Raw genomic sequence first — 13,248 nt, forward strand, 5'->3', positions numbered from 1 at the left:
GTCCCGGTCCGAGCCTCAAGCATCGTCAACCGGCCAGGTGCGGAAGTCGAGCACGCACGACGCTGCAGTAGCGCTCGAGGATCTGCCCGGTGTCCCACTGCCCCGCGATGCGCCGCGAGATCAGTGCGATCTCAGTGGCGCAGTCGGGGCAGCACCACGTCCCGAACGCATCGCGAACGGTCTCTATGTACTCACGAGCGTCGATGTCGAGATGGTCGACGACCTTCGCGGTCGTGGTCATGCGACCCGACGTGAGGCCGACGAAGCTGCGCGCGCACGCGCAGCTCCAGTCGTCGCTCGCCGTCGCGTCTTCGCACGGGCCGACATCGACGACGAGTTCGCCTGGGATCGCCCGCATGAAGTCGTCGGAGGCCTGGCCCTGCAGTTCGGTCGTTGCGATGAGGAGTTTCATGATCTTCTTTCCTGTCGAGGGATGGAAGATCCGGCACGGCAACGAGACTAGAGGGCCCCTCCGACAGTCAGCGCTCGGACTGAGATGGATCGTCGGGCGACGGTGAGGGGTCCTGCGGGTGCGGCGGCGTCACCGGGCGTGTGGGCGGAGCGACCGGCTCCTGCGGTGCGGTTTGCTGCGCGGTTTGCGGCGCCTGCTGCGGCGCGGGTGCGGTCTGCGGCGCGACCGGGGCGGGGCCCGTCTGCAGCGCGGCATCCTGCTCCCGCTGCTCGGCCTCCTGCACCGGGATCGCTCCCGTGAACATGCTTCCGCGAGCCTCCGCCTCAGGCGAGCCGGAGAACATTCCCGCCTGCTCACGCTCGGCCTCCGCATCGACGTTCTTCGGTCCGGACCGAGCCATCTTGCGGTCCATGGCCTCGCCGTCGACCATCTGCACGCGCGTGACCGGGAGCGAGAAGTTGCCGGACTTCTGAAGCCACGCGATCATCTCCTCGCGGACGAGGCACTGGAGATCCCACAGCTTTCCGGAGTCCACCGCCGAGACGGTGGAACGAGCGCGAACAAAGCCGCCGGTCGCATCGATGATCTGCAGGGAGCCGCTGCGGCCGTCCCACAGGTCGGTGCCCTCGAGCACCTCGTTGAGCTTCTGCCGCATCGCGGAGATGTTGACGCGCCAGTCAATGTCGAACGCGATGGTTCCGAGAATCTGACTTCCACGCCGCGTCCAGTTCGTGAAGGGCTGCGAGGTGAAGTACGTGCACGGCACGACGAGCCGACGTTCGTCCCAGATGTTCACGACCACGTACGCCAGCGTGATCTCGCCGATGGTTCCCCATTCCTCTTCGACCACGACGACATCGCCGACACGAGCGGCATCGCTGAAGGCGAGTTGCACGCCCGCGATCAGGTTGCCGAGCACAGACTGCGCCGCGAGGCCCGCGACGATGCTGGCGATACCAGCGGACGCCAAGACGCTCGCGCCGATCGTCCGAATTCCCGGGAACGTCATCAGAATGGAGCCGACCGCGATCACGACGACGATCACGATCAGCAGACGCCGAACCATCGTCATCTGCGTGCGCATGCGGCGCGCAGATATCGAATCCTCGGCACCCTCATACTTCGCATTGGAGACGTCGGCGAGCACGAAGACGAGGTCGACAAGCAACCACGCGACACCCGCTATGAGCGCGATCGAGAACAGGTGCGAGAGTCCCGGCATCCATTCGCGCAGCGGGAATGACGCAGACATCGCGGCCCACGCCGCGGCCACAATCAGGAAGAACATGAACGATCGGGTCGCTCTCAGCCTGAGGAACCTCACGCCTGCTCGACGACGCTCGAGAGTCGACAGCACCGTTTTCACGATGAGCAGCGCCGCAATGACGACCGCAGCGGCGATGACGATGGCGATTCCGAAGGTGATCCAGGGACTCCAGGAACCCATAGCGAGTGACTCCTTTCCTCAGGGTGACCTACGATGCCACACTCGAACGAATGGCGTCTATGCGTTGCGGAGGAATCCGCCGTCGGTGTCGAGACCGGTGAGCGCGTCGGTGGGCTCGTGCTCGTCGGGGTCGAAGAGGATGCCGTCCAGGTAGTCCTTGAGGCAGGCGGCCATGTCGATCGACGAGTCGAGGAGCCACTGAACCTGGATGCCGTCCCACAGCGCCACGATGGAGGCGGCCGCGCGCTCGGGGTCGACGCTCGGACGAAGGCGGCCCTCGGCGGCGAGCTCGCGAAGCTCCGTGGCGTACTGCTGGCGAAGCCGGTCGAAGCGGGTGATGAAGTAGTCACGCGCCGGATAGTCGGTGGTCACCGACTCCCCGCACAGCACAGCGTAGAGCTCGATCAGCCCCGGAACGGATTCGTTGTGCCTCGCCTGGGCGACGAGCGCGGTCGGAAAATCGCGGCTCTCCTCCGAGAGCGGACCGCTGTCCGCCTCGGCATCCCGTCGGTCAAGCACGGCCACGAGAAGTTCACGCTTCGACGGAAAGTAGTGCAGCAGACTCGTCTGGCTGAGCCCCACGCGATCGGCGACGTCTTGAAGCGAACCGCCGCGGTAGCCGTGCGCGGCGAACACCTCGAACGCAGCGTCGACGATGCTTCGACGCCGCTCCGCGGACTTCGCGTAGGGTCCGCGGCGGCCGGAGCGAGGCGCACTGCTCATGCCGGAACACTACCCCGACCCCAGCGCAAAACGAATTTCGAGTGGTCACTCGAAATTGTGTAGTGTGGCCTGACAGCGCTGCGACGACAGATCGGTCGCGGACTGTCCGGCAAAGCGGCCCCACGGAAGGATCCCTCTATGTCCTCGTACGTCACCGACCGCGGCCCGGGTTCAGGAGCACGCACCCCGGCCCGCTCATGGCTGCACAGCGACGCTCCGACGCTGTCGCTCAACGGGTCGTGGAGGTTCCGTCTTCTCCCCGGTGCGCCCGGTGAACCGGGCGCCGCGGGGGTTCTGCCCGAGGGCGAGGCACTCGAGGCCATCGCGGAGCCGGACTTCGACGACGCCTCCTGGGACGAGATCGCCGTGCCCTCGCACTGGGTGCTGCAGGGCGACGGCGCCTACGGCTCCCCCATCTACACGAACGTGCAGTTCCCCTTCCCCATCGACCCGCCGTTCGTTCCCGACGAGAACCCGACCGGGGACTACCGCCGCGGCTTCGACGTGCCGGAAGATTGGGCGGACAGCCGCATCCTGCTGCGCTTCGACGGGGTCGAGTCGCGCTACCGCGTCTGGGTGAACGGCAAGCTGATCGGCGTCGGCAGCGGGTCGCGGCTCGCGCAGGAGTTCGACGTGACCGATGCCGTGAGACCCGGCGCCAACCAGATCGCCGTGCGGGTGCACCAGTGGTCCGCCGCGAGCTACCTCGAGGATCAGGATCAGTGGTGGCTGCCGGGCATCTTCCGTGACGTGACACTTCAGGCCCGGCCGGTCGGCGGCATCGACGACGTGTGGCTGCGAACGGAGTACGACGGAGGGGTCGGCACGATCGCGCCGCAGCTGACGGCATCCGACCAGGCTTTTCCCGTACGGCTGCGGGTGCCCGAGCTCGACGTGGACGTCGAATGGGCGGATGCCTCCGATGTCGCGCCGGTGACCGTGGACACCGTCGAACCCTGGACCGCGGAGACGCCGCGTCTCTACGACGCGACGGTGACCAGCGCCGCTGAGACCGTGTCGCTTCGGCTCGGGTTCCGCTCCGCGCGCATCGAGAACGGGCTCTTCCTCGTGAACGGCGAGCGCGTCGTCTTCCACGGCGTCAACCGACACGAGACGCATCCCGAGCGCGGTCGCGTCTTCGACGAGGCCTGGGCGCGAGACGACCTGGCGCTCATGAAGCGCTTCAACGTGAACGCGATCCGCACGAGCCACTACCCGCCGCACCCGCGCCTGCTCGACCTCGCAGACGAGATGGGCTTCTGGGTGATTCTGGAGTGCGACCTCGAGACGCACGGCTTCGAGCAGGGCGGCTGGACGGGCAACCCGAGCGACGATCCGTTGTGGCGCGACGCCTACCTCGACCGGATCGAACGCACCGTCGAGCGCGACAAGAACCACCCCTCGATCGTGATGTGGTCGCTCGGCAACGAGTCCGGCACCGGGCAGAACCTCGCGGCGATGGCGTCGTGGGTGCACGACCGCGACCCGAGCAGGCCCGTGCACTACGAGGGCGACTACCAGGGTGCGTACACGGACGTCTACTCGCGTATGTACTCGTCGGTTCCCGAGACGGAGCAGATCGGGCGCGACGACTCGCGGACGCTTCTTCTCGGCTGCGACGCCGCAGAATCGGCGCGGCAGCGGACGAAGCCGTTCATTCTGTGCGAGTACGTGCACGCGATGGGCAACGGGCCTGGCGCGATCGATCAATACGAGGAACTCGTGCGGCAGTACCCGCGGCTGCAGGGCGGCTTCGTGTGGGAGTGGCGGGACCACGGCATCCTCACGCGCGACGAGAACGGAACCGAGTTCTTCGGGTACGGCGGCGACTTCGGCGAGGTCGTGCACGACGGCAACTTCGTGATGGACGGCATGGTGCTCTCCGACGGCACGCCATCGCCCGGGTTGCACGAGTGGGCGCAGGTGGTCGCGCCCGTGACGCTCGAGCTCGCGGGCGAGGTGAGGGATGCCGACGACGCGACGCTCCTCACGATCGTCAACCGCCGGCACACGGCGAGCACCGCGGACCTGACGTTCCGGTGGCGCGTCGAAGCCGAGGGGCGCACGGCCGCGAGCGGCGACGTCGACGTAGCGCCAGTCGCGGCGGGTGAGAGCGCGGCCGTCACACTGACCGGGCTCGAGACTCCGGCCGGTGTTGAGGCATGGCTGACCGTCGAGGCCGTTCTCAGCGAGGATGCCGCGTGGGCACCGGCCGGTCATCGCATCGTCTTCGCACAGCAGCGGATCGGCGATCGGGACGCCGGACTGACCGCGCCGAGACTGGCCGCTGAGCTGCGGGCCGCGGCATCCGTCTCAACCACACGTCAGCCGCGCACCGTTCTCGGACCGGCCGAGTTCACGCACGGGCGGCTTTCGCGCCTGGCGGGCCAGCCTGTCTCAGGACCGAAGCTCGAGCTGTGGCGGGGCCCGACCGACAATGATCGCGGGCAGGGGCGCGGCAGCTACGCCACCGGCGACCCGTACGCGAACAACGGCAACGGCGTTCCCGCTCCCGCCTGCGACGAGGTGTGGCGCGCAGCAGGTCTTGACCGGCTCACCTCCCGCATCGAGGGCGTGATGACGAGTGAGGATGCCGTCGTGACGCGGCGCCGCTGGTCGGCGGCCGACGTGCGCGCGAGCATCGTCACAACCGAGCGCTGGCAGCTCGTCGACGGGGAGCTGTGGCTGCGCGTCGACATCGAGCCGAGTCGCGGGTGGACCATGGTGCTGCCGCGCATCGGACTGCGCTTCGATCTGCCGAGCACTGTGACGGGAGCATCCTGGTTCGGCACCGGGCCGCACGAGTCATACCCCGACACGCGTCACGCCGCCCAGGTGGGCAGCTTCGAGGCGACGATCGACGACCTCAACGTCGCCTACTCGCGCCCGCAGGAGACGGGGCACCGCAGCGATGTACGCTTCCTCACGCTCGGGCGGAACGGAGAGGCGTGGCTGCGGTTCGACGCGGTGCGCGACGCTCAGGGGCGCCTGCCGGGCTTCACGCTCACGCGGCACACGGCGCAGCAGCTCGACGCGGCCGCGCATCCGCACGAGCTTCCGGAGAACGACGCTGCGTACCTCTATCTCGATGCGGCGCAGAACGGTGTGGGCTCTCGCGCCTGCGGTCCGGATGTGTGGCCGGATCACATGCTGAAGGCGGAGGCCCGCACGCTGACGTTCCGCATCGCCGCGCAGTAGCGCTGCGCCGCCCGCCGCACGTCCGCACCAGCCGCGCCGCTCCATCACCTCATGCCCCGGCACGCCGGTCCCACCCACCGCGCTATTTGTTCGGGCCCGCGCTACAGAAATTCCTGTAGCGCAAACCCGAACAAATAGCGCGGGGGAGGTGAGGGGCGGGATGCGTCGGCGAGAATGTGAGCATGAGCGAACAGCATCCGCACCTCTGGCTCTGCGCGACCTGCGGCGTCGAGTACGCACCCGCCCCGGTCGCCCCTCAGCAGTGCCCGATCTGCGAGGACGAGCGCCAGCACGTTCCGGCGTCCGGGCAGGCCTGGAGAACCCTCGACGGCCTCCGCGCAGACGGCCGCCGCGTCACGGTCACGCAGGTCGCCGACGACCTCTGGGGTCTCACGGCCACGAACGTCGGAATCGGGCAGCAGGGCATGCTCGTGCGCACCACCGCGGGCAACCTGCTCTTCGACGTGCCGGGGCTGATCGACGACGACGCGATCGCGGCGGTGCGTGAGCTCGGCGGCATCCATCACATCATCGCCAGTCACCCGCACATGTACGGTGTGCAGTCGCAGTGGAGCGCGGCGTTCGACGACGCACCCATCTGGGTCGCCGAAAAGGATGCCGCATGGCTCGGCCACCGGCCGGACGTCGTGCGGCTGTGGAACGATCCGTTCGATGTTCTGCCGGGCATGCGTCTGGACCAGGTCGGCGGCCACTTTCCCGGCAGTACGATCGCGCATTGGTCTGCAGGGGCCGACGGCGGCGGTGTGCTGTTCGCGGGCGACGCGATCTTTCCTGTCGCCGACGGCAACGTGACCTTTCTGCGCAGCTACCCCAACCGCATCCCGCTCTCGGCAGCCGTCGTGCGCCGCATCGCCGACCAGGTGCGGCAGTATCGCTTCGACGTGCTGTACAACAACTTCGGAGCAAGCGCGGGCCCAGATGCTCCCTCGATCGTCGAGCACTCGGCGCAGCGCTATATCGACTGGGTGAGCGGCGCGAACGACCATCTGACCTAGCGCGCGGCACCGGCTACCAGAACCGCTGCCTGAGAATCTGCCCCGGTTTCGGTGCGGCATCCGCGCTGTACCGCGAATCCTCTGTCAAGGGGCGAGACTCCGGCCCCGCACAGCGAGTACGGTTGAGAATGATGACCACTTCAGACAGCACTGCTTCGCCCGCGGAGGAATCCGCACCCGCACAGTCGACGTTTGCCGATCTCGGGCTCAGTGATGCTGTGCTGCGAGCGGTGCAGGACGTCGGCTACGAGACCCCCTCCGCCATTCAGGCGGCCACCATCCCCGTCCTCCTCGAGGGCCGCGACGTCGTGGGCCTCGCCCAGACCGGTACCGGAAAGACTGCCGCGTTCGCCCTGCCGATCCTGTCGCACCTCGATTCCTCACAGTCGACGCCGCAGGCCCTCGTGCTCTCTCCCACGCGTGAGCTCGCCCTGCAGGTGAGCGAGGCCTTCGAACAGTACGCCACGCACATGCCGGGTGTTCGTCTTCTGCCGGTCTACGGCGGGCAGTCCTATGGCGTGCAGCTCTCGGCGCTTCGCCGTGGAGTGCACGTCGTCGTCGGTACCCCGGGCCGCGTGATCGACCACATCGAGAAGGGCACGCTCGACCTCTCGAACATCAAGCACCTCGTGCTCGACGAGGCCGACGAGATGCTCAAGATGGGCTTCGCCGAAGACGTCGAGACGATCCTCGCCGAGACTCCGGATGAGAAGCAGGTCGCTCTCTTCTCCGCGACGATGCCGCGTCAGATCCGCCAGATCTCTCAGAAATATCTGAGGGATGCCGAAGAGATCACGATCGCGCGCAAGACGACCACGTCGGCGAACATCAGCCAGCGGTACCTCATCGTCTCGTACGCGCAGAAGGTCGACGCCCTCACGCGCATCCTCGAGGTCGAGACCTTCGACGGCATGATCATCTTCGTCCGCACGAAGAACGAGACCGAGACGCTCGCCGAGAAGCTCCGCGCCCGCGGCTACTCCGCGGCGGCGATCAGCGGCGACGTGCCTCAGGCGCAGCGTGAGCGCACGGTCGGGCAGCTCCGGTCCGGATCACTCGACATTCTCGTGGCCACCGACGTCGCGGCGCGCGGCCTCGACGTCGAGCGCATCAGCCACGTCGTCAACTTCGACATCCCGGTCGATACCGAGTCGTACGTTCACCGCATCGGCCGCACCGGTCGCGCGGGTCGGTCGGGCAGTGCGATCAGCTTCGTCACTCCGCGCGAGCGTCGCCTGCTGAACGCGATCGAGCGCGCGACGCGTCAGCCCCTCGAGCAGATGCAACTGCCGAGCGTTGACGACATCAACGAGACCCGCCTCGCCCGCTTCGATGACGCCATCACCCAGGCGCTCGGGCAGGAGAACCGCATCTCAGCGTTCCGCGACATCATCAACCACTACGTGACGCACCACGATGTTCCGGAGTCCGACGTCGCCGCGGCTCTCGCGGTCGTCGCGCAGGGTCCGACGCCGCTTCTGCTCTCCCCCGAGGACGAACTGGTGCTCCAGCAGGAGTCACGCGGCCGCAAGGATCGACCCAAGAAGGATGCCGGCGGCAACCGCACCGGCCGCGCGAAGACCGGCATGCAGCAGTACCGCATCGAGGTGGGGCGACGCCAGCGCGTCCAGCCCGGGCAGATCGTCGGCGCCCTCGCGAACGAGGGCGGCCTGGGCCGTGACGACTTCGGCCAGATCGACATCCGCCAGGACTTCTCCCTCGTGGAGCTTCCCGCCGACCTGCCGAAGGACTTCTTCGACCGCGTCGCGAACACGCGCGTCGGCGGCCGCCCGATCGACATCGCCGCGGACCGCGGACCGCGCGGAGGCAAGCGTCGGTACGAGCGCTACGACCGCCCGCAGAACGGTCGGCCCCGCCGCGACGACGACAGGCCTCGCCGGGAGGATCGCCCGTGGCGTGACGACCGGGCTCGCCGTGACGACCGTCCCTGGCGAGATGACCGACCGCGACGTGACGGCGAGGATCGCCGCGAGAACCGCGGCTTCCGCTCTGACCGCGACTCACGCGGCGGCTGGGAGGGCGGCCGCAAGCCGCGGAAGCCCCGCAAGCCCCGCCACTGAGTGCCGTGACGTGTCGACACCCCGGTTCCGCGCTCGCATCGTAGCAAGGAGCCTCCACTGGGACACGAGGCTAGCGACCGCGTTTAATGCGCGACGAGGTCGAGTTCTCGTGCGAAGACCTCACAGGTCTCGGGATGCCTGTCGAAGCGGCGCCCCACGCGGTCGCTGTCGGGGGCGAACACCGGCCACGGCGGATGTCCCTCGGTGATCATGCGCACCCACGCGGCGTGCATCTCATCGGCGAGGCTCTGCGGAGGGTTCGGCCCTGTGTTCGCGCTGACGACGTTCTCGGCGTCGAGGCAGTCCCACACGAACGGCAGCTCCATGCAGTGGCTCGTGAGCCCGTTCAGCGTGGACGGAAGCCGGAAATCGTACGCGTACGTCGAACCGTCTCGCGCCGCCAGCGCGCGGGCGACGGTGAAGCGGAAGACAGCGTCAGTCGCTGCGGCGCCCAGAATGCGGCGAGTGTGCCCGTGCGTGAGACGCGAGTATGCGGATGCCCGGCGCCCGAGGCCCGCGGCGTGCAGCGCGAGCGTGCGCGGAACCGCATCGAGCAGCTTCGGCGCGGAGTCGAGGAGGCCGTCCGCCTCGCCCGCGTTCGCGCCGATCAGCAGCGGCTTGTCCGCCCCGATGCCGTACTCGAATGCTTCGTCGATGCCGTAGTGCAGCAGGTCCCCGTCGACGACAGGCGTCCAATCCATCGAGCTCGCGCCATTCATGATCTTGCGCACTCGCCCGAGGGTGAGCTCGTGTGTGGCGACTCTGCTCTGGGCCTCGAAGATGTTCCTCTCCGGAACGGCCGCGAAGTCGTCACGGGTCGGTGCGATGCCGAGCTCTCGAGCGACCCGTGAGACGTTCAGCGCCACCTCGGAGCAGACGCCGGTGGTGGCACCCGGAGACTCGACGATGGCGCCCGCGAAGAGCGCGTGAGCCTCGGGCATCGACAGGAGCGTGAGCACCGCGCTGCCGCCGGCGCTCTGGCCGCCGATCGTCACGCGCGCCGGGTCGCCGCCGAACGCCGCGATGTTGTCGCGCACCCACGCGAGCGCCAGCAACCAATCGCGCACCCCACGATTGTTGGGCGCACCGTCGATCACGCCGAAGCCATCGAGTCCGAGGCGATACGAGACGGTGACGACGATGACTCCGTCCCGAGGGAAGGCTCCGCCCTCGTACCACGGCGAGGCCGCAGAGCCGCTGGTGAATCCGCCGCCGTGGATCCACACGAAGACGGGGAACTGGGCGCCAGAGGCATCCTGCGGGGCGAACACGTTCAGGTTGAGCGTCTCCTCGCCGGGGTGCGAGGGCTCGGGGATCAGCGTCATGCCCGTCATGTAGTCCCGCAGCGGCGTCGCGCCGTGCCGAGTGGCGTCACGCACCCCGACCCAGGGCTCGTGCGGCACCGGCGCCTCGAAGCGGAGATCGCCGGTCGGAGCTTCGGCGTACGGGATGCCGAGGAACGCGTTCTGGTGGGGTCCGAGCGACCGACCTCGCACCGCCCCGACCGCCGTCTCAACGATGAGTTCACGGTCTTGTGGCTCCGCCATGATGCCTCCTGACCCCTCAGGCTACCGGGCACGTCAGATACGACCAAGGTCGGTCGACCGTGAAAAACACGTTGTCTGATGCAGAAGAACGCGGTTCTCAGCGGATTATGAGGCGCGGGGAATCACCGGCACCGTTCGGTTTCACAGGCGGGCATAGATCAGGATGCCGAATCTCCGACGATCCGCGTCATGCCGGGCGAGGCGCGCCAGCGCGGCATCCCTCTTCACCCGTCGCCCCGCACCGCCTCATACCCCGCGCGTCTGGTTGCCCGCACGAAATACCCAGATTGCGGTAGGAAACCGCTCAGAAATGTGGACGAGGGTCGGTCTTCGTGCGTGACGCGCCCGCCCCCAGCGGCATCCGCACATTCCCTATCCCTGACCCCAGAGACTGAATGACTGATACCGACATCGATAACTCGACTCTCGACAACTCGACCGACAACGACGACACACTCACGCCCTTCCCTCGGCGGAACCACCTGAACCGCATGCGCCGCGAACGCAATCGCCGTCGCGCACGTGTCGGTCTCGGCGCGACACTCGTGATGGGCGCCGTGCTCGGCACCTCGGGTGTCGCCGCAGGCTGGGCCGCTCCCTCCGACGAGCCGAAGCCGCTCGTCGCCTCTCAGGCGAGCATCGCGCAGGCCAGCGACGAGCTCCACGCGGAGCAGACCGCCCACCAGAGTGCGAAAGAGACCCTCGACGAGGCGAAAACCACGCTCGACGACGCGAACGACGACGTCGACACGAAGGATCTCTCGACGCTGGTCGGCCGCCTCGCGGACTACAAGTCGCTCACGCCAACCTTCACCCTCGGTCTCGTGAAGCAGACGCAGGAGGAGACGGAGACCGTCGCCGACGCGACCGCCGAGGCGGACCAGGCCGACAAGGAGGCCGCAGAGAAGGAGGCCGAGCGCAAGGCCGCCGAAGAGGCGGAGAAGAAGGCGCAGGCGAACACACCCGAGGGCGCGAAGGCGACGGCCAAAGAGCTCGCGGCCTCTCAGTACGGCTGGGGCGCAGGCGAATTCAGCTGCCTCGTGTCGCTGTGGAACAAGGAGTCCGGCTGGTCCTACACCGCGTCGAACCCATCCAGCGGCGCCTACGGCATTCCGCAGGCCCTCCCCGGAAGCAAGATGGGGTCGGTCGCGAGCGACTGGGAGACCAACGCGACCACGCAGATCACGTGGGGACTCCAGTACATCGCGGGCACCTACGGCACGCCGTGCTCAGCCTGGGGCCACTCTCAGGCGACCGGCTGGTACTGATCCGGCGGCCGGTTGCGGTCAGAGACCGCGACCGGCCTCCCACAGGCCCTCCGAGGTTCCCGTCAGCAGCGCGTTCACCGACACGGCCTGAGCGTCTGTGAACGAGGCGATGTAGTCGACGATCGCACGCGACCGTCCGAGGCGCTCCACCTCAGCTCCGCCACCCTTCTCGAACAGTTCTGGTGAGTCGGCACGCAGCTGCCGGTACTCCTCCGTCGCGGCCTCCACGGAGTCGAGCAGCCGGCGCGGGGCGCGCGCCGCGTCATCTGGGTCGTCGAGCCAGGCGCGGAACCCGTCCGCGAGCGAGGCGATGATGCGCGTCTGACCGCGCTGATACACCGCGAGGTCCGAACGGTCGAGCACGAATCGCGAGTGCACGAACTTCAGCACGACCACGTCGTGCCAGGCCTCGTCCGCGAGACGCACGTGCCCGCTCCGGATCGTGGGGGTGCGTTCCACCGCGATCGAGGCCTTGAGGCGGTCGATCCAGCGGCGCGTGAACGCGGTGACCGCGCGGTCGGCCTCCAGCCCACCATCGTAGGGAACCGCGAGCAGGCCATCGACGAGGTCACGCTTCACGCGCTCCACCGAAGCGCGGAAGGCCTCGGCATCCGCGATCCAGGGGTCTTTCGCCTCGACGCGTCGCCACGCCAGCTCGAGCGCGTGCCCGGGCCTGCGCGGGTCGAGCTCGCCGCTGTCGAACGCCGCGAGCTGCGTGCTCGAGTCGAGCCAGGCGCCGAGCTCGGCCGACACGGACGTGTACTGCAGGATGCCCGCGCGGTAGAAGTCGTCGAGATCGTGCACCGCGTACGCGATGTCATCCGCGATGTCCATGACGGAGCACTCGAGCGTCTGCTGGTGGCGCGCGATGCCGGGGAACACCGAGAGCACGTCGCGCATCTCGGACGCCTCGATGTCGTAGGCCGAGAACTTCTGCGCGCCCGTCGCGCGATCGGTCCCCACACCCCGCGGCATCTCCTCCGGCGGGCGACTCGGCTCCGAGCGCCACTCCCCGCGCGTCCACGGGTACTTCAGCACCGCCGCACGAACAGCGCGCGTCAGGTTGAGACCCCGCGCGGTCGCATCGCAGCTGTCGAGCGCGGTGAGGATGCGCAGGGTCTGCGCGTTGCCCTCGAAGCCGTCCGGCAGACCGAGCGTGTCGCGCGCGACCCTGTCGAGCTCCTGCTCCCCGAGGTGACCGAACGGCGGGTGCCCGAGATCGTGCGCCGCGGCGGCGGCCTGCACGACGACGGGGTCACAGCCGCCCAGCTCCGCGACGAGACGCTGCGTCGCGGCATCCGCTGTTCTCAACCCGATCGCGATCGAGCGCGCCACCGCAGACACTTTGAGCGAGTGCGTCAGCCTGTTGTGGATGACCGTGCCCGCTCCCGCTTGGGGAATCACCTGCGTCACGGCGGAGAGCCGCGAGAAGTACGGTGAGAATCGGATGCGCTCGATGTCGACGCGGAATTCGTCCTCATTCGCGCGATTCTCTTCACTGATGGTGCGTTCGCGACCGCCGGACTGGTGCGTCTTCTGCCTGGTCTCCATGGTGC

At 68.2% G+C, this 13,248-nt stretch carries 9 protein-coding genes; 4 read left to right on the top strand and 5 right to left on the bottom strand.

Annotated elements, in window-relative coordinates; all coding sequences use genetic code 11:
- Nucleotides 1-25 precede the first annotated feature (25 nt).
- The 3 genes from ACSAGD_RS12340 to ACSAGD_RS12350 all read right to left on the bottom strand — a co-directional run bounded on the left by ACSAGD_RS12340 (nucleotide 26) and on the right by ACSAGD_RS12350 (nucleotide 2,582).
- Nucleotides 26-412: a DUF7715 family protein gene (locus ACSAGD_RS12340; protein WP_437583060.1), complete on the bottom strand. Its 387-nt coding sequence runs from the start codon at nucleotides 410-412 to the stop codon at nucleotides 26-28.
- A 67-nt stretch (nucleotides 413-479) separates the two neighbouring features.
- Nucleotides 480-1,859 carry a mechanosensitive ion channel family protein gene (locus ACSAGD_RS12345; protein WP_437583061.1) on the bottom strand — a complete coding sequence of 460 codons (1,380 nt, stop codon included), beginning with the start codon at nucleotides 1,857-1,859 and terminating at the stop codon, nucleotides 480-482.
- A gap of 57 nt (nucleotides 1,860-1,916) precedes the next feature.
- Nucleotides 1,917-2,582: a TetR/AcrR family transcriptional regulator gene (locus ACSAGD_RS12350; RefSeq protein ID WP_437583062.1), complete on the bottom strand. Its 666-nt coding sequence runs from the start codon at nucleotides 2,580-2,582 to the stop codon at nucleotides 1,917-1,919.
- A gap of 138 nt (nucleotides 2,583-2,720) precedes the next feature.
- Here ACSAGD_RS12350 and ACSAGD_RS12355 point away from each other — a divergent pair, with 138 nt between their 5' ends.
- From ACSAGD_RS12355 to ACSAGD_RS12365, 3 genes are all read left to right on the top strand, one after another.
- Nucleotides 2,721-5,780, top strand: a complete 3,060-nt coding sequence (locus ACSAGD_RS12355; protein WP_437583063.1) for a glycoside hydrolase family 2 TIM barrel-domain containing protein — start codon at nucleotides 2,721-2,723, stop codon at nucleotides 5,778-5,780.
- A 182-nt stretch (nucleotides 5,781-5,962) separates the two neighbouring features.
- The gene (locus ACSAGD_RS12360; protein WP_437583064.1) at nucleotides 5,963-6,796 is read left to right on the top strand and encodes an MBL fold metallo-hydrolase; all 834 of its coding nucleotides are present in this window, start codon (nucleotides 5,963-5,965) and stop codon (nucleotides 6,794-6,796) included.
- Nucleotides 6,797-6,927: 131 nt separating this feature from the next.
- Complete coding sequence (locus ACSAGD_RS12365) at nucleotides 6,928-8,877, top strand: DEAD/DEAH box helicase (protein WP_437585168.1); 1,950 nt, start codon at nucleotides 6,928-6,930, stop codon at nucleotides 8,875-8,877.
- Between the two features lie 83 nt (nucleotides 8,878-8,960).
- On the opposite strand, the gene ACSAGD_RS12370 is transcribed toward ACSAGD_RS12365, so the two are convergent.
- Entirely contained in the window at nucleotides 8,961-10,424 is a 1,464-nt protein-coding gene (locus ACSAGD_RS12370; protein ID WP_437583065.1) for a carboxylesterase/lipase family protein, read from the bottom strand.
- A 395-nt stretch (nucleotides 10,425-10,819) separates the two neighbouring features.
- On the opposite strand from ACSAGD_RS12370, the gene ACSAGD_RS12375 reads away from it, so the two are divergent.
- Complete coding sequence (locus tag ACSAGD_RS12375) at nucleotides 10,820-11,692, top strand: phospholipase (protein WP_437583066.1); 873 nt, start codon at nucleotides 10,820-10,822, stop codon at nucleotides 11,690-11,692.
- An 18-nt stretch (nucleotides 11,693-11,710) separates the two neighbouring features.
- Here ACSAGD_RS12375 and ACSAGD_RS12380 read toward each other — a convergent pair whose 3' ends face one another.
- On the bottom strand, nucleotides 11,711-13,243 hold the full coding sequence (locus ACSAGD_RS12380) for a deoxyguanosinetriphosphate triphosphohydrolase family protein (RefSeq protein WP_437583067.1): 1,533 nt from the start codon (nucleotides 13,241-13,243) through the stop codon (nucleotides 11,711-11,713).
- Nucleotides 13,244-13,248: the final 5 nt, after the last annotated feature.

The organism is Paramicrobacterium salitolerans, from assembly GCF_051513965.1.
Lineage (GTDB): Bacteria > Actinomycetota > Actinomycetes > Actinomycetales > Microbacteriaceae > Paramicrobacterium.